This window comes from Nocardiopsis sp. LOL_012 (assembly GCF_048060475.1).
GTDB lineage: Bacteria > Actinomycetota > Actinomycetes > Streptosporangiales > Streptosporangiaceae > Nocardiopsis.
In genome coordinates this window covers 1-20,705 of sequence record NZ_JBHMIV010000002.1, presented here as the reverse complement: position 1 = coordinate 20,705, position 20,705 = coordinate 1, and the positions used below count along the sequence as shown (strand labels likewise).

17 protein-coding genes are annotated in these 20,705 nt (G+C 71.8%); 1 reads left to right on the top strand and 16 read right to left on the bottom strand.

What is annotated here, in order from left to right; all coding sequences use genetic code 11:
* Positions 1-12: 12 nt before the first annotated feature.
* The 15 genes from proB to ACFHWE_RS01400 all read right to left on the bottom strand — a co-directional run bounded on the left by proB (position 13) and on the right by ACFHWE_RS01400 (position 18,250).
* A complete protein-coding gene (gene proB, locus ACFHWE_RS01470; protein ID WP_416598709.1) occupies positions 13-1,170 on the bottom strand; it encodes a glutamate 5-kinase in 1,158 nt (385 codons plus the stop codon).
* Positions 1,171-1,253: 83 nt separating this feature from the next.
* Positions 1,254-2,618: a GTPase ObgE gene (gene obgE / locus ACFHWE_RS01465; protein ID WP_416598708.1), complete on the bottom strand. Its 1,365-nt coding sequence runs from the start codon at positions 2,616-2,618 to the stop codon at positions 1,254-1,256.
* A gap of 121 nt (positions 2,619-2,739) precedes the next feature.
* Positions 2,740-3,000: a 50S ribosomal protein L27 gene (gene rpmA, locus ACFHWE_RS01460; RefSeq protein ID WP_028649848.1), complete on the bottom strand. Its 261-nt coding sequence runs from the start codon at positions 2,998-3,000 to the stop codon at positions 2,740-2,742.
* A gap of 13 nt (positions 3,001-3,013) precedes the next feature.
* On the bottom strand, positions 3,014-3,325 hold the full coding sequence (gene rplU, locus ACFHWE_RS01455; RefSeq protein WP_028649849.1) for a 50S ribosomal protein L21: 312 nt from the start codon (positions 3,323-3,325) through the stop codon (positions 3,014-3,016).
* 375 nt (positions 3,326-3,700) lie between these two features.
* Positions 3,701-6,448 (bottom strand): Rne/Rng family ribonuclease, encoded by a 2,748-nt coding sequence (locus tag ACFHWE_RS01450; RefSeq protein ID WP_416598707.1) that lies wholly within the window; start codon positions 6,446-6,448, stop codon positions 3,701-3,703.
* Between the two features lie 158 nt (positions 6,449-6,606).
* Positions 6,607-7,389 carry a TIGR03936 family radical SAM-associated protein gene (locus tag ACFHWE_RS01445; RefSeq protein WP_416598706.1) on the bottom strand — a complete coding sequence of 261 codons (783 nt, stop codon included), beginning with the start codon at positions 7,387-7,389 and terminating at the stop codon, positions 6,607-6,609.
* 505 nt (positions 7,390-7,894) lie between these two features.
* Entirely contained in the window at positions 7,895-9,835 is a 1,941-nt protein-coding gene (locus ACFHWE_RS01440) for a TIGR03960 family B12-binding radical SAM protein (RefSeq protein WP_416598705.1), read from the bottom strand.
* A 63-nt stretch (positions 9,836-9,898) separates the two neighbouring features.
* On the bottom strand, positions 9,899-11,071 hold the full coding sequence (rodA, locus tag ACFHWE_RS01435) for a rod shape-determining protein RodA (RefSeq protein ID WP_416598704.1): 1,173 nt from the start codon (positions 11,069-11,071) through the stop codon (positions 9,899-9,901).
* Positions 11,072-11,073: 2 nt separating this feature from the next.
* A complete protein-coding gene (gene mrdA, locus ACFHWE_RS01430; protein WP_416598703.1) occupies positions 11,074-13,218 on the bottom strand; it encodes a penicillin-binding protein 2 in 2,145 nt (714 codons plus the stop codon).
* Between the two features lie 3 nt (positions 13,219-13,221).
* Positions 13,222-13,782 (bottom strand): rod shape-determining protein MreD, encoded by a 561-nt coding sequence (locus ACFHWE_RS01425; RefSeq protein WP_416598702.1) that lies wholly within the window; start codon positions 13,780-13,782, stop codon positions 13,222-13,224.
* The gene (gene mreC, locus ACFHWE_RS01420; RefSeq protein ID WP_416598701.1) at positions 13,779-14,678 is read right to left on the bottom strand and encodes a rod shape-determining protein MreC; all 900 of its coding nucleotides are present in this window, start codon (positions 14,676-14,678) and stop codon (positions 13,779-13,781) included. Before mreC ends, ACFHWE_RS01425 begins: the two co-directional genes overlap by 4 nt.
* A 1-nt stretch (position 14,679) precedes the next feature.
* Complete coding sequence (locus ACFHWE_RS01415) at positions 14,680-15,714, bottom strand: rod shape-determining protein (RefSeq protein ID WP_416598700.1); 1,035 nt, start codon at positions 15,712-15,714, stop codon at positions 14,680-14,682.
* Between the two features lie 260 nt (positions 15,715-15,974).
* Positions 15,975-16,382 (bottom strand): nucleoside-diphosphate kinase, encoded by a 408-nt coding sequence (gene ndk / locus ACFHWE_RS01410; protein WP_416598699.1) that lies wholly within the window; start codon positions 16,380-16,382, stop codon positions 15,975-15,977.
* Positions 16,383-16,554: 172 nt separating this feature from the next.
* Positions 16,555-16,923, bottom strand: a complete 369-nt coding sequence (locus ACFHWE_RS01405) for a DUF4233 domain-containing protein (protein WP_416598698.1) — start codon at positions 16,921-16,923, stop codon at positions 16,555-16,557.
* A 25-nt stretch (positions 16,924-16,948) separates the two neighbouring features.
* Complete coding sequence (locus ACFHWE_RS01400) at positions 16,949-18,250, bottom strand: bifunctional folylpolyglutamate synthase/dihydrofolate synthase (RefSeq protein ID WP_416598906.1); 1,302 nt, start codon at positions 18,248-18,250, stop codon at positions 16,949-16,951.
* Positions 18,251-18,414: 164 nt separating this feature from the next.
* On the opposite strand from ACFHWE_RS01400, the gene ACFHWE_RS01395 reads away from it, so the two are divergent.
* Positions 18,415-19,683: a hypothetical protein gene (locus ACFHWE_RS01395; RefSeq protein ID WP_416598697.1), complete on the top strand. Its 1,269-nt coding sequence runs from the start codon at positions 18,415-18,417 to the stop codon at positions 19,681-19,683.
* 57 nt (positions 19,684-19,740) lie between these two features.
* Here the strand turns inward: ACFHWE_RS01395 and ACFHWE_RS01390 are convergent.
* Positions 19,741-20,705 (bottom strand): LVIVD repeat-containing protein (locus ACFHWE_RS01390; protein WP_416598696.1); only part of this gene is annotated, 965 nt, incomplete at its 5' end.

Below are 20,705 nucleotides of genomic sequence, written 5' to 3'. Positions count from 1 at the left end.
CCCGCACCCGGCTCACAGGACGACCATGTCGTCGCGGTGCACGAGTTCGCGCTCGTAGGAGGGCCCCATCTCGCGGGCCAGCCACCGCGTGGACCGCCCCATCATGTCGGGCACCTCGGAGGCGTCGTAGTTGACCAGGCCGCGCGCGACCACGTTGCCCTGCTCGTCGCGCAGGTCCACGGGGTCGCCCGCGTGGAACGCCCCGGCCACCCGGACCACGCCGGCGGGCAGCAGCGAGGCCTTCTCGCTCACCACGGCCCGGACCGCCCCCGGGTCCAGCACCAGGCTGCCCCGGCCCGCCGTGGCGTGCGCCAGCCAGAGCTGGCGGGTCGAGGGGCGGCGCCCGTTGCCCGGCGCGAAGAGGGTTCCCACCCGCTCCCCCGCGAGGGCGGCGCGCGCGTTGGCCGCCGACGTGAGCACCGTCTGGACCCCGGCCTCGGTGGCGATGCGGGCCGACTCCACCTTCGTCACCATCCCGCCGGTGCCCACGCCGCGCTTGCCCGCCGTGCCGATGTCGATGCCGTCCAGGTCCTCGGGGCCGCGCACCAGGTGCACCACGCAGGTGGAGGGGTCGGAGGGGTTGCCGTCGTAGAGGGCGTCCACGTCCGAGAGCAGCACGAGCGCGTCGGCCCGCATCAGGTGGGCGACGAGGGCGGCGAGGCGGTCGTTGTCGCCGAACCGGATCTCGTGGGTGGCCACCGTGTCGTTCTCGTTGACGATGGGGAGCGCGCCGATGTCCAGGAGACGGCGCAGGGTGCGCTGGGCGTTGCGGTGCTGCACCCGGCGCATCATGTCCTCCACCGTGAGCAGGACCTGGGCGGCGTTGAGGCCGTGCCCGGCCAGTTCGGCGGTGTAGGAGGCCAGGAGCAGCCCCTGCCCGACGCTGGCGGCGGCCTGCTGCGAGGCCAGGTCACGCGGCCGGTGGGCCAGGCCGAGCGGGGTCATCCCGGCGGCGACCGCGCCGGAGGAGACCAGGATGACCTCCTGGCCCAGGGCGCGGCGGGCGGCCAGGACCTCGACGAGGTCGCGGATACGGCCGGAGTCGATCCGGCCCTCGGGGGTCGTCAGTGACGACGACCCCACCTTCACCACAACCCGTCCCGCACCCGCGACCGCCTTGCGGCCCGCCGCTTCGAGTTCGTCGCTTCGTTCGGTTCTCACGCTGTCCACCGAGGGCTTTTCCGTGGCACGGCCAGGCCGCGCGTACCTAATGGGGGTCTCCGGCTGGTGTGGAGCGTCCGTCCCCGCGCGGGTCAGCCCAGCCGGGCGTCGGTACCGCGCGGGCCGGACGGGACCGCCTCGGCGTCGGCGGAGGGGTCCCAGTCGAAGACCACCGAGTCCTCCTCGGTACCGATGTGCACCTCGGCGCCGTCGACCGCCCCCGCCTTGGCCAACTGGTCCTCGATACCGAGGCGGTTGAGGCGTTCGGCGAGGTAGCCCACGGCCTCGTCGTTGGAGAAGTCGGTCTGGCGCACCCAGCGGGCGGGCTTGTCCCCGCGCACCCGGAAGGCGTTGTCGCCCAGCGGAACGATCTCGAACGGAGTCTCGCCGAGCATCCTCGGCCGGAGCACGATCCGGGTCGGCTCGGCGGGCGGTGCGGCCTCGCGGGCCGCGGACACCTGCTCGGCCAGGGCGAAGGACAGTTCGCGCAGCCCCTCGCGGGAGGCCGCGGAGACCTCCAGGACCCGGTAGCCGCGTTCGACCAGCATCGGGGCGACCAGCTCGGCGAGCTCGCGGGCCTCGGGCACGTCCACCTTGTTCAGAGCGACCAGGCGCGGGCGGTCCGACAGGTCCACCCCGGCCCGCTCGCCGTAGGCCGCCAGCTCGTCCTCCAGGGCCTCCAGGTCGCTGACCGGGTCGCGTCCGGGCTCGTAGGTGGCGCAGTCCAGGACGTGCAGCAGTGTGGAGCAGCGCTCGATGTGGCGCAGGAACTCCAGGCCCAGGCCCCGGCCGTCGCTCGCCCCCGGGATGAGTCCTGGAACGTCCGCGATCACGTACTGGACGGCGCCCGCCTCCACCACGCCCAGGTTCGGGACAAGGGTGGTGAACGGGTAGTCGGCGATCTTGGGGCGGGCGGCCGACACGGCGGCGATCAGCGACGACTTGCCCGCGCTGGGGAAGCCGACGAGGCCGACGTCGGCGATGGTCTTCATCTCCAGGCGCACGTCGAAGGCCTCGCCCTCCTCGCCCTTGAGGGCGAAGCCGGGGGCCTTGCGCTTCTTGGAGGCCAGGGCCGCGTTGCCCAGTCCGCCGCTGCCGCCCTTGGCCAGGATCAGTCGGGTGCCGTGCCCGACCATGTCGGCGATCGGCTCACCGGCGGCGTCGGTCACCACGGTGCCGTCGGGTACGGGGAGCACGAGGTCCTCGCCGTTGGCGCCGGAGCGGTGGCCGCCCTGGCCCGGGGTTCCGTTGGCGGCGCTGCGGTGGGGACGGCGCTGGTAGTCCAGCAGGGTCGCGCTCTGGGCGTCGACCTCCAGGACGACGTCGCCGCCGCGGCCGCCGTTGCCGCCGTCCGGACCGCCGAGCGGCTTGAACTTCTCCCGGTGCACGGAGGCACAGCCATGCCCGCCGTTCCCGGCCCTGATGTGCAAGACCGCCTCGTCGACGAAGTCCGGCATGGCTCTCCTCGTTACTCCTCCCGCCCGCGGTCGCGGGCGGACACGTCTCCTGTCGGTGACAACGCGAAGGGCGGGCCAGTGTTCCCTGGCCCGCCCCGAAACCGCGATGTCCGTGCGCGACCTACTCGGCGGCGGCCGGAACGATGTTGACGGCCTTGCGTCCGCGGTAGTTGCCGAACTTGACCTGGCCGGGGACCAGGGCGAACAGCGTGTCGTCACCGCCGCGGCCGACGTTGGCCCCGGGGTGGAACTTGGTGCCGCGCTGGCGGATCAGGATCTCGCCGGCCGAAACGGTCTGACCGCCGAAGCGCTTGACGCCGAGCCGCTTGGCGTTGGAGTCACGACCGTTACGGCTGGACGAAGCGCCCTTCTTGTGTGCCATCTCTCCAGGCCTCCTACTTCGCCGCGATGCCGGTGACGCGCACCTGGGTGTGCTTCTGGCGGTGACCCATGCGCTTCTTGTAACCGGTCTTGTTCTTGTACTTCATGATGTTGATCTTGGGGCCGGCGGTCTCGCCGAGGACCTCGGCGGTGACCGTGTACCCGTTCAGCTTGTCGGCCTCGCTGATGACGTTGTCACCGTCGACGACAAGGATGGGCTGCCACGTCAGGGTGGCACCGGCCTCCTGGGAGACCTTGTCGATGTTCAGGACGTCATCGACGGACACCTTCTCCTGTCGGCCGCCCGCTCGCACGATCGCGTACACCGGGTCACTCTCTTCCTGCTCGCTCAACGAATAATGCACTCACTGGGACCATTCCCGGGGGAAGTCCATCCCCGCTGGCGCGGGGCCCCCGGGTCAGCCCTGCCTGTGCCAGGCCTGGCTGTGAAGGGGCCGCCCCCACCTGGGTGGGGAGAAGCCTCGTTCCACGATCCTTGAATCGCCTGTAGCGGGGCGCGGGGATCTGAGGGAAACAAACCCTGCGTGGAGAGCACTTCGGTGTCGGGGCCCGCACTGTCGCGAAGCGCGCCGACGCACCGCCCATCAGATTACCACCGGCTCACCGCGGGCCTGTACATGTGCCCGTGTCCGGACCGGTTCGCCACCGGTCCGGACACGCGACGGGACCCGGGGACCGGGCTATCCGGTCTCGACGGCGGCCCCGGCGGCCGCCGTCCTGGTACGCCGCGTCCTGCGGCGCTTGGGGCGCTCAGGGGTGTCCTCACCGGCGCCCTCGGCCACGGACCGCACCTCCTCCGGGGCCTGCTCCCCTGGTGCCTCCCCAAGTGTGTCGGAGGTGGGGTGCCCCTGCTCCGCCGTGTCCTCCCCGGGACGCTCCGGCTGCTCTCCGGCGGGCTCGGCGACCCTCTTGGAGCGGGAGGCGCGCTTGCGCGTCTTCCTGCCCTTGGCGGGCTGGTCGTCGGCCCCGGCCGCCTGCGCCCCGCCCTCGTCGGATTCCGCGGTCTCGGACCCGGTCTGGTCGTCCCCGGCCCTGCCCTTGTCCTTGTCGGCCCTGCCCTTGTCGGGCTGCTCCGCCTCGGCCTTGGACTTCTTCTTCTTGCGGCCACCGCCCTTGCCCTCCACGGGTTCGGCCGCCAGCACCAGACCGCGGCCGCTGCAGTGGTCGCAGGTGTGGGAGAAGGCCTCCAGGAGGCCCTGGCCGACGCGTTTGCGCGTCATCTGCACCAGGCCCAGCGAGGTGACCTCGGCCACCTGGTGCTTGGTGCGGTCGCGCGAGAGGCATTCGAGCATGCGGCGCAGCACCAGGTCGCGGTTGGACTCCAGCACCATGTCGATGAAGTCGATGACGATGATGCCGCCGATGTCGCGCAACCGGAGCTGGCGGACGATCTCCTCGGCCGCCTCCAGGTTGTTCTTGGTGACCGTCTCCTCAAGGTTGCCGCCCTGGCCGGTGAACTTGCCGGTGTTGACGTCGACCACGGTCATGGCCTCGGTCCGGTCGATGACGAGGGAGCCGCCGCTGGGCAGCCACACCTTGCGCTCCAGGGCCTTGTTGATCTGCTCGTCGACCCGGTAGGCGGCGAAGACGTCGCGGTCCCCGGTCCAGTGCGAGAGGCGTTCGGAGAGGCTCGGAGCCACGTAGTCCACGTACTCGTGGACGGTGTCCCAGGCCTCCTCCCCGGAGACCACCAGGCTGGAGAAGTCCTCGTTGAACACGTCGCGCACGACCCGCACCGTCAGGTCGGGCTCGCTGTTGAGCAGGGACGGCGCGCTCGCCGACTTCGACTTGCGCTTGATGGACTCCCACTGTTTGGCCAGGCGCGAGATGTCGCGCTCCAGCTCCTCCTCGCTGGCCCCCTCCGCGGCGGTGCGCACGATCACGCCGGCGTTGGAGGGCATCACCTTCTTGAGGATCTGCTTCAGGCGCGCCCGCTCCTTGTCGGGGAGCTTGCGGCTGATCCCGGTCATGGAGCCGCCGGGCACGTAGACCATGTAGCGGCCGGGCAGGCTGACCTGGCTGGTGAGCCGGGCACCCTTGTGCCCGATGGGGTCCTTGGTGACCTGTACCAGGACGGACTGGCCGGACTTGAGCACCGACTCGATGCGCTTGGGCTGACCCTCCAGCCCGAAGGAGTCCCAGTTGACCTCGCCCGCGTACAGGACGGCGTTGCGGCCCTTGCCGATGTCGACGAAGGCCGCCTCCATGGACGGGAGCACGTTCTGCACCCGGCCCAGGTACACGTTGCCCACGTAGGAGCGGTGGGCGGCCCGATCGACGTAGTGCTCGACGAGCACGTCGTCTTCCAGGACCGCGATCTGGGTGCGGTCCTCGATCCGGCGGACCACGAGGTCGCGCTTGACCGCCTCGCGGCGGGCCAGGAACTCCGACTCGGTGACGATGGGGGCGCGGCGGCGCCCCTGCTCGCGGCCCTCGCGGCGGCGCTGCTTCTTGGCCTCCAGCCGGGTGGAGCCGCGAACGGCCTGGACCTCGTCCTCGATCGCCTTCTCCTGGCGCGGCTCGCGCACCTTCACCACGGTGTTCGGCGGGTCGTCGCTGGTGGACTCGCCCGAGGCCCCGGCACGGCGGCGGCGACGGCGGCGCCTTCGGCTGGAGCCCTCCTCCTCGGCGGCCCGGTCCGTGCGCCGCCCGTCCGCGGCGACGGGGGACGCGCCGGTCTCCTCGGCCGGTTCCTTCACGTCCTTGCGGGCGGCCCTGCCCTCGATCTCGGTCGAGGCCTCCTCGGCCGACCGGGAGCGGCCCCGGCCCCGGCCGCCACGGCGGCGGCGACGGCGGGTGGGGCGCTCATCGGCGCCCTCGGCCCGCTCCTGGCCGTCCTCCTGTCCGGAGTCACCGGAAGCGGTCCCGGTCTCCGCCCCGTCCCCGTCCTCCGTCTCGTCCTCGGCCGCCGTCTGGGAGGGGGCCGACGGGGGCGTCTGGGAGGCGACCGGCGGCTGGAAGAGCATGGCGGGCGACTGGAAGAGGCCTCCGCCCTCACCGGCATCGGCGGGCTCGGCCCCCGTACCGGCGGACTCGGGAGCGGTCTCGGCGGTCGCTCCGCTCTCCTCCTCGGTGGGCGGTCCGGCGGCCTTGCGCGTGGCGGGGCGCTTGCGGCGGCGCGGGGCTGGCTCCTCCTCGGGACTGCCCGCCGCACGCACGGTACGCCGACGCGGTGCGGCCGCCACGGCGGTCTTGACCGTGCCGCCCTCACCGGATCCGGCCAGGCTCGTGACAGGCCTGGAGGGAGGCGTGAAGACGTCGTCGGGCTCGGGGGGCGGTCCCGCGGCACGGCGTGCGCCCTGGGCGGGTGCCGGCGTGGTCACGCGCACCCCGCCCTCCCCCGAGGAAGGCGTCGCCGCCGTGTTCTCGGTTGTTTCAGTTGTACCCTCGGCACCGTCGGCGCCGTTCGTGGGCTCGTTGTCGAGCATCCGGGCGGTCTCCCGTCAAAGCCCTCGGGCGCGCCGCGACCTCTCGGTCGGCGGCGCGGCTCACAAGAGCTGTCGTCGCTGTTCCAACGCCGACGGCGCCTGGGCGCCGCCGGCGCAAAGTCCTGTGGTCACGCCCGCGTTCCCCACCGCGGGGCCGCTCATGGGCGGGCCCCCGTCACGGGCGCCGACGGCCGTGGTGCTCCCTCACGCCTGTCATGGGCGCGGTCGTCCTCGGAGCCGGTGCCCACGGTGGTGTGGGCGGCGGGCCGGTCCGGGGTGAGCGGGTCCGCGATCGCACCTGTCGTCTCGTCGAGTGGCCCCTGCGCCAGCCGGGTCATCAGCGGAGATGACGGCGGCGCGAGGTCGGCCACGAGGCGCAGGCCGTTCAGCACGTCGTCCGGCCGTACGGCGGGTGTCACGTGCCGCACAACCATGCGAAGTATGGCATATGTGGTGTGGTCTTCCCCTGGGGCGCGCCCGTCGGGGCCGCTCCCCACGTCGAGACGGACCACGGCCGGCCGTGTGTCGAACCGGCGTCGGCCCTTCTTGGTCATCCGTTCCACCTCGACGCCGTCCGCGGCCAGATAGGCCCGCGAGGCCGCCGCCGCGGTCTCAGGGTCCACGCCCGCCAGCTCGACGCTCCACTCGGAGGCCTGGAGCCGGTCGGCCAGCCCGGATCCGCGTGCTTCGAGGACCTCGACGATGTCGATGCCGTTGGGCATCGCCTCGTCGAGACCGGTTCTGACCCGTTCCGGGTCCCTCGCCTCCGCCAGGGTGAGCTCAAGGTACTCCGCCTCACTGGCGACCCCGGTGGGGGCGGCGCCGGTGTAGGAGACCTTCGGGTGCGGTGAGAAGCCTGCGGAGAAGGCGACCGGTATCTCAGCCCTGCGCAGGGCGCGTTCGAGCGCCCGGGCGATGTCGCGGTGACTGGCGAACCTCATGCGTCCGCGCTTGGCGTAGCGGACGCGAAGCCTCTGGCCGGGCCTGGTGGTGAAGGGTGAGGTGGTGCCCTCGGATGCGGGGGGCAGCTCAACTCCTTTCCTCGTGCCCCCGGTGGGGTCGGCGTGCGACCTGAAGGGGCTGTTCCTCAGTCCTGTTCAGCGTACGGTGCGTCGCGGTGCACATGCGCCAACAGGACCACGCATACCGGTACCTGCCCCGCTGACCTGCGATCGAAAAGTCCCCCGAGGGAACGTACGGAGTGTGAACCGGCGTTCACTGGAGCAACACCGGCCGTCGACAAAAAAATCCCAAGAAAATCCGCAACCGTGGCAACCCCCGCCCGGGGCCGCGAGTCCTACTACACGTACGGCCCGGCGCGAGCGGGGCGCCGGGCCGTACTTCACTCCTCCCCCGGGCGGGCCGCCGAGGCAGCCGCGGCCCCGGCTCGGGAACCCCGCTCCCCGGCCCGCGCACACCCGAACGCGATGCGGTCGAACGCCCCGCTCACCGTCGGTTCACCACCGTCAGGGGCAGGAGTTTCGCCCCAAGGTCCGCCATCTGCGGGGTCGTACCCATGCTCGGGCACACACCGCAGTCGTAGCAGGGGGTCCAGCGGCAGTCGTCGACCTCCAGCGACTCCTCGCCGTGCAGCGCGTCCTGCCAGTCCTGCCACAGCCACGACCTGTCCAGTCCCGCGTCGAGGTGGTCCCAGGGCAGGACCTCGTCCTCCTCCCGCTCACGGGTGGTGTACCAGTCCAGGTCCACCGGTTCGCCGGCCAGCGCCGCCTCCGCGGCGGCCGCCCAGCGGTCGTAGGAGAAGTGCTCGCTCCAGCCGTCGAACCGGCCGCCCGCACGCCACGCCTCCTCGACGATCCGGCCCACCCTGCGGTCACCCCGCGAGAGCAGGCCCTCGATGATCGAGGGCCTCCCCTCGTGGTAGCGCAGACCGATCGACTTGCCGTACCTGCGGTCGCCCCTGAGCCTGTCGCGCAGCTTGCGCAGCCGGGCGTCCACGGCCTCGTGCGAGGTCTGGCCCGCCCACTGGAACGGCGTCTGCGGCTTGGGCACGAACCCGCCGATGGAGACCGTGCAGCGGATGTCCTTGCGCCCGGTCACCTCGCGTCCGGTCCTGATCACCTCCGTGGCCAGGTCGGCGATGGCCAGGACGTCCTCGTCCTCTTCGGTGGGCAGCCCGCACATGAAGTACAGCTTCACCTGGCGCCACCCCGCCTCGTAGGCGGCCGTCACCGTGCGGATCAGGTCCTGCTCGGTGACCATCTTGTTGATCACCCGGCGCATGCGCTCGCTGCCGCCCTCGGGGGCGAAGGTCAGGCCCGAACGGCGCCCGTTGCGGGTGAGTTCGTTGGCCAGGTCGATGTTGAAGGCGTCCACGCGCGTGGAGGGCAGCGACAGGCCGGTGTTGGTCCCCTCGTAGCGGTCGGCCAGCCCCTTGGCGATACCGCCGATCTGGCTGTGGTCGGCGCTCGACAGCGACAGCAGGCCGACCTCCTGGAAGCCGGAGTTCCTGACGCCCTCCTCGACCATCCGGGTGACGGTCTCCTGGTTGCGCTCACGTACGGGGCGGGTGATCATCCCCGCCTGGCAGAACCGGCAGCCGCGCGTGCACCCGCGGAAGATCTCCACGCTGTAGCGCTCGTGCACGGACTCCGCGGTGGGCACGACGGGCTTCTTCGGGTAGGGCCACTGGTCCAGGTCCATCACGGTGTGCTTGTGCACCGTGCCGGGCACCCCGGGCCGGTTGGGCGCGTAGGAGGCGATGCGCCCGTCGTCGTGGTAGGCCACGTCGAAGAAGCGCGGCACGTAGACCCCTCCGGTCGCGGCCAGGCGCAGCAGCAGCCCGTCGCGGCCCCCCGGGGAACCCTCCTCCTTGTGCTCGCGGACGATCTCGGTGATCGCCAGGGCGATCTCCTCGCCGTCGCCGAGCACGACGGCGTCCAGGAAGTCGGCGATCGGCTCCGGGTTGAACGCCGAGTGCCCGCCCGCCAGCACGACCGGGTGCGCCTCGTCCCGCTCGGCCGAGCGCAGCGGGATCCCCGCCAGGTCCAGCGCCGTGAGCAGGTTCGTGTACCCCATCTCGCTGGCGAAGCTCACGCCCAGTACGTCGAAGGCCGACAGGGGCCGGTGCGCGTCCACGGTGAAGTGCGGGATCCCGTGCTCTCGCATCAGTCCTTCGAGGTCGGGCCAGACGGCGTAGGTGCGCTCGGCCAGGACGCCCTCGCGCTCGTTGAGGACCTCGTAGAGGATCTGCACCCCTTGGTTGGGGACCCCGACCTCGTAGGCGTCCGGGTACATCAGCGCCCAGCGCACCCGGGCCTCGTCCCAGTCCTTGACCACGGAGTTGAGTTCGCCCCCGACATACTGGATGGGCTTGCTCACCCGGTTCAGCAGGGGTTCTAGTCGCGGAAAGACACTTTCGACGGACATGTGCGGCCTTCGGTCGACGAACGGCGGACGGTTTCCCCTCAGGCTAACGCGCTCCCCGGTATCTCACTCGAAACCGCGGTCCCGGACGTGGACCCCCAGCACCAGGCCCAGCGCCAGCATGTTCGCCACGATCGCGGTGCCGCCGTAGGACACGAACGGCAGGGGCAGCCCGGTGACCGGCATGATGCCCAGGCCCATCCCGATGTTGATGAAGCTCTGGAAGGCGAACCAGGTGGCCACACCAACGCACAGCAGGCGCGGATAGGGCTGGTCGCACCCCGCAGCGATCCGCAGGATCCGCCAGAAGACCACGACGAACAGAGCGACCATCGCCGCGGAGCCGACGAACCCGAGCTCCTCACCGGCCACCGTGAAGATGAAGTCGGTGTGCTGCTCGGGGACGAAGCGGCCGTGCGTCTGCTCCCCCTGGAACAGCCCGGTGCCGGAGAAGCCGCCCGAACCCACGGCGATCAGGGCCTGGGCCGAGTTGTAGCCCGCCCCCTGGGGGTCGGCGGACGGGTCGATCAGGGTGGCCAGCCGGTCCAGTTGGTAGGGCTCCAGCAGGTCGAACCACCACACCGCGAAGGCGGTGGCCACCCCGCACGCGAGCATGCCGACCACCCACACCAGGGGAGCGCCCGACAGGGTCAGCATCCCCAGGAAGATCATGCCCAGGACGAGCGTGGTCCCCAGGTCGGGCTGGAGCAGGACCAGCGCGAGCGGGACGGCCAGTGCCAGCAGGCAGTACAGGACATCCCTGGTCATCGGCTTGGTCTCGCCGTCCCGGGGCTCCCCGAGCAGTGTGGCCAGGACGAGGATCAGGCCGACCTTGGCCAGTTCGCTGGGCTGGAACTGCACGGGGCCGAGCACGATCCATCCGCGCGAGCCGTTGATCACCGCGCCCAGCGGGGTGAGCACCATGATGAGCGCCATCACGGTCGCGCCGTAGACGAGCGGCGCGTATCCGCGTACGGCGCGGAAGTCCACCGAGGCCACCGCCAGGCACAGCACCCAGCCCACCGCGAGGTGGACCAGGTGGCGGCGCATGTGCCCGGTGGCCTCCATCGGCCCACTGCCGTCCCCCGGCAGCGTAGCCGACCACACCAGCATCGTTCCGATGGCGCACAGCGCCGCCACCGCGGCGATGAGCGCCCAGTCCAGGCGGCGGGCGACACCCGCCGCGGATCGGCCCAACCGGGCGCGGGACGCCTCGGAGGCACTCGCGTACGTGTCCATGCTCACCGGTCCAGAAGGTCGATGGAGCCGTCGGAGCGGACCGTGGGCAGCTCCTGCCAGGGCCTGCCGTCCGGCAGCGCGCCCTCGCTCGGGGGCCGGTCGCCCTCCCCGTCCTCGCCCCCGGCGTTCGCGGAGAAGCCGTAGATGCCCTCGTAGATCTTCCGGGCGATGGGTGCGGAGGTCGCACCGCCGGTCCCGCCCTGGTGGACGAAGACGACGATGGCGAACTGCGGGTCGTCGGCAGGGGCGTAGGAGGCGAACCAGGAGGAGACCTGGCGCCCGACGACGTCGGCACTGCCGGTCTTGCCCGCCACAGACACCAGGTCCTGCGGGAAGCCGCCGAACGCCCCGCTGGCGGTGCCCGCCTTGGGGACCTCGGTGAGCGCGGCCTGGAGGTAGGCGAGGGTCTCCTCGCTGACGGGCAGGCGTCCCTTGACGGACGGCTCGATCATCCGGACCTCACCGCCGTCGGCCGACACCAGGGCCCGGGCCACACGCGGCTCGTACAGGGTGCCGCCGTTGGCGATGGCGGCGTAGGCGGCGGCCAGTTGCAGCGGGCTGACCAGCACGTCGCCCTGGCCGATCGAGAAGTTGACCGCCTCGCCCGCGCGCCACTCGAACCCCTCGACGCAGTGCTCGTGGGCGAGGCGCTTGAGATAGGCGGCGTGCGACGGGTCCCGCTCGGCCACGTCCGGGTATCCGTGTTCGGCGCGGTGGCAGTTGTTCTCCTTGGTCTGCTCCCAGAAGTCGCGCTTCCACTGCCGGTCGGGGATGCGGCCGCCGGTCTCGTAGGGGAGGTCGATCCCGGTCGGCGAGCCGAAGCCGTAGCCGCGGGCCATCGCGGCCATGGCCTCGTCCGGTTCGCCGGCCGGGTGAAGGCCGCCGTCGCTCAGCCACATCCGGTAGCCGAAGTTGTAGAAGACGGTGTTGCAGGAGACCACGATCGCCCGGTGCAGGGTGATCGTCCCGTGGCCCTGACCGGCGTAGTTCTCGAAGTTCTGTCCCCCGACGTTGATCGAACCGGGGCAGGCGTAGGTGCTGCGCAGTGAGTACCCGTTCTCGGCGGCGGCCGACAGCGACGACACCTTGAACGTGGACCCGGGCGGGTACTGTCCCTGGATGGCCCGCGAGAGCAGCGGCTCCCCCGCCTCCGCGCTGAGCATCTCGTCGAAGGTCTCCTGGTCGATACCGCCCCGCCACACGCTCGGGTCGTAGGAGGGGACGCTGGCCAGCGCCACCACTCCCCCGGTGCGCACGTCCAGGACGACGGCGGCACCGGAGTCGGCCGGGTACCGGGGCCGGGCCGCGGCCATCCCTTCGGCCAGGGCCTTCTCCGCGATGCCCTGGACTTCGGCGTCCAGGTGGGTGACCAGGTGCATGCCCGCCTCGGGCATCCGGTCGGAGAGCACCTCCATGACCTCGCCGTGGTTGTTCACGCCCAGGGTGCGCAGCCCGGCGGTGCCGCGCAGCTCGGCGTCGTAGATCTTCTCCAGGCCGTCGCGGCCGACCTGGTCGATACCGGTGAACTGGGTGCGGAGCTGCTCCCGGGCCTCCAGCTCCTCCTGGGTGACCGGCTGGAGGTAGCCCAGCACCTGGCCCGCCAGGTCCCCGTAGGGGTACTCGCGGACGGCGTGGGCCTGGGCGGTGATCCCCGGGAACCGCTCGGGGTGCTCCATGATCTGGAGGGCGGCCTGGCTGCCCACCCCCTCGGCGAGGGTGACCGGTTGGTAGGGGGATCCGGGCCAGCAGGGGCGCTCCACGGTGGGGCCGCACAGGCGCATGCGCTGTTCGAGCTCCTCCAGCGGGGTGCCGAGCGCCTCCGACAGCTCGGCCAGGACCGCCTCACCGTCGTCGGGCATGCCCTGGAGCTCGTGGTAGTCGGCGGAGACGACCAGTTCGGTCCGGTTGTTGACCAGCGCCCGCCCCCGCGCGTCCAGGATCTGGCCCCGGGTGGCCGGGACGACGAGCTCCTGGTGGTGGTTGGAGACGGCGAGCTCGCGGTAGTGGTCGCCCCTCTGCACCTGGAGATACCACAGGCGCACACCGAGGGCGGCGAACAGCACCACGACCAGGACCTGCGCCAGGACGACGCCGAGTGTGCCCAGCCTGCGCACGGGCCGGTCCGGGGTGCCGGGAGGCCTGTGCACGGCTCACCACCCCCCGAGGCGGGTCGGGCCCTGGACGGTGGCGAACTCGTCCTCGGTGAACACGGTGCGCATCCACAGCAGGGGGAGCGTGACCAACGGTGCGACCAGGGTCGTCAGGACCGCGCCCGTACCCGCCGCCACCGCGAGGGCCCCGAGCGAGAGGCGCGGGTCGCCCACGACCAGGCCGACCGCCGCGTAGGCGGCGCTCACCCCCAGGGACGCGGCCAGGGCGGTACCGATACCGGTCCAGGCCGAGGGCCGACCGCCGACGGCGCCCGGCGCACCGGTGTTGGCGCGCAGCAGGGCGACGAGGTAGAAGACCACGCACAGGACGAGCGCGTAGCGGCCCACGGCGTGGTCGGCCGGGGGCATGAGGTCCATCGCGAGCCCGGCGGCGAAGCCGGACCCGGCCGACACGGCGGGGCTGGCCGTCAGGGCCACCGCCGCCAGGGCGGCGACCACGAGGTCGGGGCCGGTGCCCCAGGCGAAGGGGATCCGGTTGACGACGGTGGCCTGTACCAGGACGGCGAGGGCCACGATGAGCAGGGTCGCCGCGGTTCTCATCGGTCCTCCTCGGGGTCGGGCTGGCTGGGAAGGACGGAGTCCCTCGGGTCCTCCGCGGGCCCCGAGACGACCACCCCCACCACGTCCAGCGCGGCGAAGTCGACGACCGGGGCGATCCGGGCGAGGCGGCTGAGGGCGCCCGGGGACATCTGGACCGCCTCCACGGTGCCGACGGGTACACCGGGCACGAACGGCGCGCCGTCGTGGGAGCCGAGCGTGACCACGCGGTCCCCGTCCTCCACGGGCGTCTCCAGGTCGAACAGCTCCAGGGTGAGGTCGGCGTCGGGCCCTCCGGGTACCGATCCGCCCTTGGCCACCCCGATCTTGCGGCTGCCCTCCAGCCGGACCCCGACCGCCGAGCCGACGTCGGTGGCGAGCATGACGGTGGAGGTGCGCGCCCCCACCTCCACGACGCGCCCGACCAGGCCCTGGCCGTTGACCACCGTCATGTCGGCGGTGATCCCGGAGTCGCTCCCCGCGTCCAGGGTGACCGTGCGGCCGTAGCCGTGGGAGGTGACGCGGGTGACCGCCTGCGCGGCGACGATCTCATAGCCGCCCATACCAGACAGATGGAGCAGCTCGTCGAGCTGCTGTGCGCGCCCCTCGTCGAGCTCGGCGGCCCGCAGGCGCTCCTGGAGTTCGGCGTTGTCCCGCTCCAGCTCCTCGATGCGGTCGGCGGCGGCGGGGCCCGCGCGCAGCCCGTCGTAGAGGTCGGTGACCGGGCCGGTGGCGGCGCTCACGGCCGAGGAGGCCGGGGCGAACACCAGTTCCCCCGCTCGGCGTCCCGCGTCGGTGAGGGGATCGCCGCCCGCACGCGAGTCCAGGACGAGCAGGGCGACCGCCGCGGCCACCAGGAGCGCGAGGACCAGGCGGGACCTCGGTGCGTCGCGGAACATGTCAGCGCCGCCGTTCGGGGACCAGGACCTGGTGCAGGCGCTCGTAGTTCTCCACACAGGTGCCCGAACCGATCGCCACCGAGTCGAGCGCGTTGTCGGCGACGTGGATGGGCATACCGGTCTCGTGGAGCAGCCGTTCGTCGAGTCCGCGCAGCAGGGCCCCGCCGCCGGTGACGGCCACGCCGCGGTCCATGATGTCGCCGGACAGCTCGGGCGGGCACTTGTCCAGGCTGGTGCGGACCGCGTCGATGATCGTGGTGACCGGCTCCTCCAGGGCCTGTCTGACGTCGCTCTCGGACAGGACGATGGTCTTGGGCAGGCCGCTGATGAGGTCGCGGCCGCGCACTTCGGCTTGGAGCTCCTCCTCCGCCGTGGGGTAGGCCGAACCGATGGCCATCTTCAGCTCCTCGGCGGTGCGCTCCCCGATCATCAGGGAGTACTCCTTCTTGACGAAGGTCATGATGGCCTGGTCGAGCTCGTCGCCGCCCACCCGGATGGACTGGGAGGTGACTATGCCGCCCATGGAGATGACGGCGACCTCGGTGGTGCCGCCGCCGATGTCCACGACCATGTTTCCGGTGGGCTCGTGGACGGGGAGCCCGGCGCCGATGGCGGCGGCCATGGGCTCCTCGATGATGTACACCCTGCGCGCCCCGGCCTGGTAGCCCGCCTCCTTGACCGCGCGGTGCTCGACCGAGGTGATCCCGCTGGGGACGGCGACGATGACGCGCGGTTTGGCGAAGTGCCGGCGCCGGTGGATCTTCTGGATGAAGTAGCGCAGCATCCGCTCGGTGATCTCGAAGTCGGCGATGACGCCGTCCTTGAGCGGGCGGATCGCCGTGATGTTGGTCGGGGTCCGGCCGATCATCTGCTTGGCCTCGATCCCCACCGCCACGATCCTGCCCGTGGAGGTGTTCACGGCGACGACCGACGGTTCGTTGAGCACGATGCCGCGCCCGCGTACGTACACCAGTGTGTTGGCGGTCCCCAGGTCGACGGCCATGTCCCGACCGAGGAAGGCAAGGTTGTTCGGCATGTGACGTCCTCAGAGGCGTTGTGTCGGACGCGGGCGCCCGCCACGACCATAGGTAGTCGTTCCGGAACGATGGGTGTTCATCAACCCGTATCGTAACGGAAAGCACTTAGTCCGTTACACGAACACACCGAAATGGCGCCGAGATCGCGGACGAATGCCGACATAGCCGATGTACCGGTACCGGAAAAGACACCGGGCGACCTCTGGAACACGCGCGCCGCCCGGTCCGCGGAGGGGCCGGGCGGCGTGCGGGACGGGCGTCAGGCCAGCTCGGGGAAGAACAGCTTGATCTCGCGGTCGGCGGAGTAGGTGGAGTCCGAGCCGTGCACGATGTTGGCCTGGACCTCCAGGGCGAAGTCGCCGCGGATGGTGCCGGGGGCCGCGGTCACGGGGTCGGTGGCCCCGGCCAGGGCCCGGAAGGCCTCGACCGCGCGCTCGCCCTCGACCACCATGGCCACCAGCGGACCGCCGGTGATGAACTCCACCAGGGAGTCGAAGAACGGACGCTCGGCGTGCTCCTCGTAGTGCGTCTTGGCCGTGGCCGCGTCGAGCGTGCGCAGCTCCATGGCGGCCAGTTTCAGCCCCTTGCGCTCGATGCGCGAGATGACCTCGCCGACGATGTTGCGGCGGACACCGTCAGGCTTGATGAGAACGAGTGTGCGCTCCACGTGCGTTGTCAACTCCTCACTAGGGCTCCGCGTGGCGCAGGTGGGCGCTCGCCCACGGCGTCGGCCGCGCGCGGAGGAAAAGGGTGGGTGTCACGACAGGGGTGCGGCCGCGTTCGGGGAGAGCCCCGCAGAGGACGGGCCGCGTGCCCGGACCCTGGTCACACTACCGTCTTCAGGCCTCCGGCGCGGTGCCCGCGGGCTGATCCGCCCGGGTGCGCTCCGCGTGGAGCTCCTTCATCCGGTCGGTGCGGTGCCCCAGGACCACCCCGGCCACCCACAGGGAGCCGAACACGATCGCGATCATCACCATCCCCGGCACCAGGAACGAGGTGGCGACCATGACCGCTTGGAGGGCCCAGGCGGCGTAGTGGCCCCAGGAGTACTTCTGGAGGCCGCCGAGGAGGAGCGCGGCGGCGGCCATACCGCCCCAGACCCCGACGGCCCAGGCTGGTTCCATCCCCTCCACCATGATGGCAACGGGTATGACGAGGCCGAGGACCACGGCCTCGAAGGCGAGAACGACAGCACAGATGACGCGCACGGTGGATTCCCTTCGTCAGGCCTCTCTACTCACCCGGACCGCGCAGCAGGTGAACGGCGTCACCGGCGGTGACGACCGAACCGGTGACCAGGACGCCGGCACCGCCGAACTCCCCGGTCTCCTCCGCCAGGCCGATGGCCCGGTCGATGGCGTCGTCGAGTCGGGGGGCCGTGTGGACCCGGTCCCGGCCGAAGACCTCCTCGGCGAGGGAGGCGAGCCGCGCGGGTTCGAGGGAGCGGGGAGAGGAGTTGCGAGTGACGACGATGTCGTCCAACAGCGGTTCGAGGGGTTCCAGAATTCCCTCGACATCCTTGTCGGCCATGATCGCGACCACGCCGACCAGGCGGGAGAAGCCGAACGACTCCTCCACGGCGGAGGCGGTCGCCGCCATGCCCGCCGGGTTGTGGGCGGCGTCGGCCACGACGGTGGGGCTGGTCCGCACCACCTCCATGCGCCCGGGGGCGGCGACCTCGGACAGGGCCTCGCCGACCATCGCCGGGTCGAGGCCCTCCCCGTCCTCACCGGCGGAGGCGAACGCCTCGACGGCGGCGATGGCGACCGCGGCGTTGCCCGCCTGGTGGGCACCGAAGAGCGGCAGGAACAGCCGTTCGTACCCGTTGGTCAGGCCCTTGACCGCGATCTGCTGGCCGCCGACGGCCACGTCCCTGGACGTGACGCCGAACTCCAGTCCCTCCCGGGCCACCCGGGCCCCGGTCTCGGAGGCGCAGCGCATGAGGACCTCGGCGGCCGGCAGGGGCTGCTGGGCCAGGACCGCGACGGAGCCGGGCTTGATGATGCCGCCCTTCTCCTCGGCGATGCCCTCCACGGTGTCGGGCAGGTACTCGGTGTGGTCGATGGAGATCGGGGTGACCACGGCGACGTCGGCGTCGACGACGTTGGTGGCGTCCCAGCGCCCGCCCATGCCGACCTCGACCACGGCGACGTCCACCGGGGTGTCGGCGAAGACCGCGTAGGCCATGGCCGTGAGCAGTTCGAAGAACGACAGCCGGCCCTCACCCGCGGCGTCGGCCATCTCCACGTACGGGCGGATGTCGTCGTAGGCCTCGACGAACCGCTCCCGGGAGACCGGCTCGCCGTCCACGACGATGCGCTCGCGCACCGTACGCAGGTGCGGGCTGGTGTAGCGGCCCACGCGCAGGCCGCGCGCCCGCAGCAGCGCGTCGATCATGCGCGCCGTGGACGTCTTGCCGTTGGTCCCGGTGACATGGACCACCCGGAAACCGCGCTGGGGCTCCCCCAGCAGGTCGAGCAGGGTCCGGATCCGGTCCAGCCGCGGGTCGATCTCGGACTCGGGCGTCCGGGACATGATCTCGGCGGCCGCCTCGTCGTAGCGCTCACGGGCGCCGGGGCCGCTCACGGTGTCTCAGGGGTCGTCGGGGTGTACACGAGCGCCAGTGTATGTGCGCCTGCACGCGAACCGCCCCGGCTTGGGCAAACGATGACATACGCCGAGCGCAGCATACTGGGGGCATGGACACCCTTGACCCGTTCTTCACCGAGTGGGCGGCCCGCCGCCCTGGACAGGTCCGCAGCCGTCGGCGCGCCCGGCTGCTCATGGACGCATTGGAACTGGACCCGGCGTCCGTACCCGTCCTGGGCGTGGTGGGGTCCAAGGGCAAGGGGAGCACGGCGACCTACGCCTCCGCCGCGCTGTCGGCCGCCGGTCTGCGCACCGTCCTGGTCACCGGTCCGAGCTTCCGGTCCTACCGGGAGCGGGTGCGGGTGGACGGGGTGTCGGTGACCGGTGCCGGACTGGACGCCCTGGGCGACCTGATCGAGCGGGCCCGGCTGAGCCTGCCTCCCGTGGCGGAGACCGGGGGGCACCTCGCCCCGAGCGGCCTGTTCCTCATCGCCGGGATGCTGGAGGCCCGGCGGTCCGGAGCCGACGTGTGCGTCCTGGAGGCGGGCGCGGGCGGCCACCGCGACGAGCTGCGGATCATAGGCCCGGACGTGGTGGCCCTGGGCAGGGTGTTCGGCGAACACCTCGGGGTGCTGGGGGACACCGTCCCGGAGATCGCCCGGGAGAAGGCCCGCGTGGCGGGGGACCGCACCCAGGCGCTGGTGAGCCTGCCCCAGACGGAGGAGGTGTCCGAGGCGGTCGCCGCCGCCCTCGCGGAGGCGACCGGCGGGCGGGTGGCGGTGGAGGCCGTCGACCCGGGGGACGAGGGCGCGGAGCCCCCCGCCCGGCTGCGCCCGGCAGGGCTGTCGGCGGCCTCGGGGGTGCTGGGAACCGCGGCGGCGCTGCGCATGCTGGACGTCCTGGGACGTCCCCGCCCCTCCCGGGAACGGCTGCACGGGGTACTGGAGACGGTGCGCCTGCCCGCGCGCCTGTCCCGCCACGCGGTGGGCGGCGGGGAGGTGGTCGTGGACTCGGCGATCAACGGTGCGGGGGTCGCGGCGGCGGTGGCGCACGCGCGCGGCGTGTGGGGCGGGATCGACCACGTGTTGCTGTGCCTTCCCGACCACAAGGACGTGTCGGGCGTGGTGGAGTCGCTGGTGGGCCTGCCCGTCACCACGGTCGTCCTGCCGGAGTCCCACCTGAGGTTCGAGCGCGCGCTGCCCGCGCACTGGGGGCGGATGCGGGCGGAGGAGCTGTCGGCCGCGTCGTTCCCGGCGCTGGGGCGGCGCGTCCTGGCGCTGGGCACTGTGTACTTCACCGGACGGGTGCTGGAGGCGGTCGACGCCCCCACCGACCGGCTCTTCGGCCTCCCGGGGTGTGAGGGCCCCGGGCACGGCTGAGGGGCCGGGGAACACATCCCCGCCCCCTCGTCTCACGGGCCGCCTACCGGGTGGGGGTCAGCCGCGCCCGTGGCCGCGGCCGGGGCGGTACACCGGCTGCGACTGCGGGTTGAACTCGTCCATGTAGACCCGTTCGGCCACGTTGAACCGCGGCTCGTCGATCCTGAGCACGTCCAGCCCCCGGGTGATGTCGGAGGAGTAGACGTAGCCGTTGTAGTAGTACGCCGACCAGGAGCCGCCCAGGACCAGGCGGTCCTCGTTGATCGGGTCGCGGTCGAAGTAACCGATCTCGGTGGCATCGGTGGGGTCGTTGAAGTCCATGACGGACACGCCGCCCTGGTACCAGGACTGCACGAAGAAGTCACCGCCGGGGACCGGGATCAGCGAGCCGTTGTGCGCCACGCAGTTCTCGGTGTCCGCCTGGTGGCGGGGGATCTTGTAGTAGCCCTCGAAGGTCATCTCCGGGGCCTCGTCGGAGCCGCCGACGGTGTAGATGGCGTTGGCACCGCGCTCGGGGCCGACCTCCTCGTTGCAGGTGGCCCCGCCGCCGCCGCCGAGTTCGTCGGTGAACATGACGGTGCCGCCCCGGTTGGTGAAGGTGGCCGAGTGCCAGAACGCGAAGTTCTCGTCCCGGACCACGTCGGTGACGACGGGCGCCGCGGGGTCGGAGATGTCCATCAGGATGCCGTCACCCATGCAGGCGCCGGCGGCGATGTCCTTCGACGGGAACGCGGTGATGTCGTGGCAGCCGGAGGTACCGGAGTTGCCGCCCTCTGGGAAGAGCACCGGGGTGTCGATGACCCGGGCCGAAGCCGGGTCGTCGAGCGGCACCTCGATGACCGAGATCGCGTCGTGCGGCGGCTGGCAGTTCGGGTAGGCCGCGTTGGGCGAGTAGGACGACACGTAGACGTACTCGTGCTCGCCGTCCTTGCCCGGGACCAGGGTGTTGGTGTGCGAACCACAGTCGGTGCGCACCGCCGCCACGTACTGCGGGGCGGCCTTGTCCGAGATGTCGAAGATCC

Coding starts and splice junctions, on each gene's coding strand:
- ACFHWE_RS01440 (WP_416598705.1), bottom strand. CDS start 9,835: ATGTCCGTCGAAAGTGTCTTTCCGCGACTAGAACCCCTGCTGAACCGG.
- ACFHWE_RS01450 (WP_416598707.1), bottom strand. CDS start 6,448: ATGCTCGACAACGAGCCCACGAACGGCGCCGACGGTGCCGAGGGTACA.
- ACFHWE_RS01425 (WP_416598702.1), bottom strand. CDS start 13,782: ATGAGAACCGCGGCGACCCTGCTCATCGTGGCCCTCGCCGTCCTGGTA.
- rpmA (WP_028649848.1), bottom strand. CDS start 3,000: ATGGCACACAAGAAGGGCGCTTCGTCCAGCCGTAACGGTCGTGACTCC.
- ACFHWE_RS01415 (WP_416598700.1), bottom strand. CDS start 15,714: ATGCCGAACAACCTTGCCTTCCTCGGTCGGGACATGGCCGTCGACCTG.
- ACFHWE_RS01395 (WP_416598697.1), top strand. CDS start 18,415: ATGGACACCCTTGACCCGTTCTTCACCGAGTGGGCGGCCCGCCGCCCT.
- obgE (WP_416598708.1), bottom strand. CDS start 2,618: ATGCCGGACTTCGTCGACGAGGCGGTCTTGCACATCAGGGCCGGGAAC.
- ACFHWE_RS01445 (WP_416598706.1), bottom strand. CDS start 7,389: ATGAGGTTCGCCAGTCACCGCGACATCGCCCGGGCGCTCGAACGCGCC.
- mreC (WP_416598701.1), bottom strand. CDS start 14,678: ATGTTCCGCGACGCACCGAGGTCCCGCCTGGTCCTCGCGCTCCTGGTG.
- rodA (WP_416598704.1), bottom strand. CDS start 11,071: ATGGACACGTACGCGAGTGCCTCCGAGGCGTCCCGCGCCCGGTTGGGC.
- ACFHWE_RS01400 (WP_416598906.1), bottom strand. CDS start 18,250: ATGTCCCGGACGCCCGAGTCCGAGATCGACCCGCGGCTGGACCGGATC.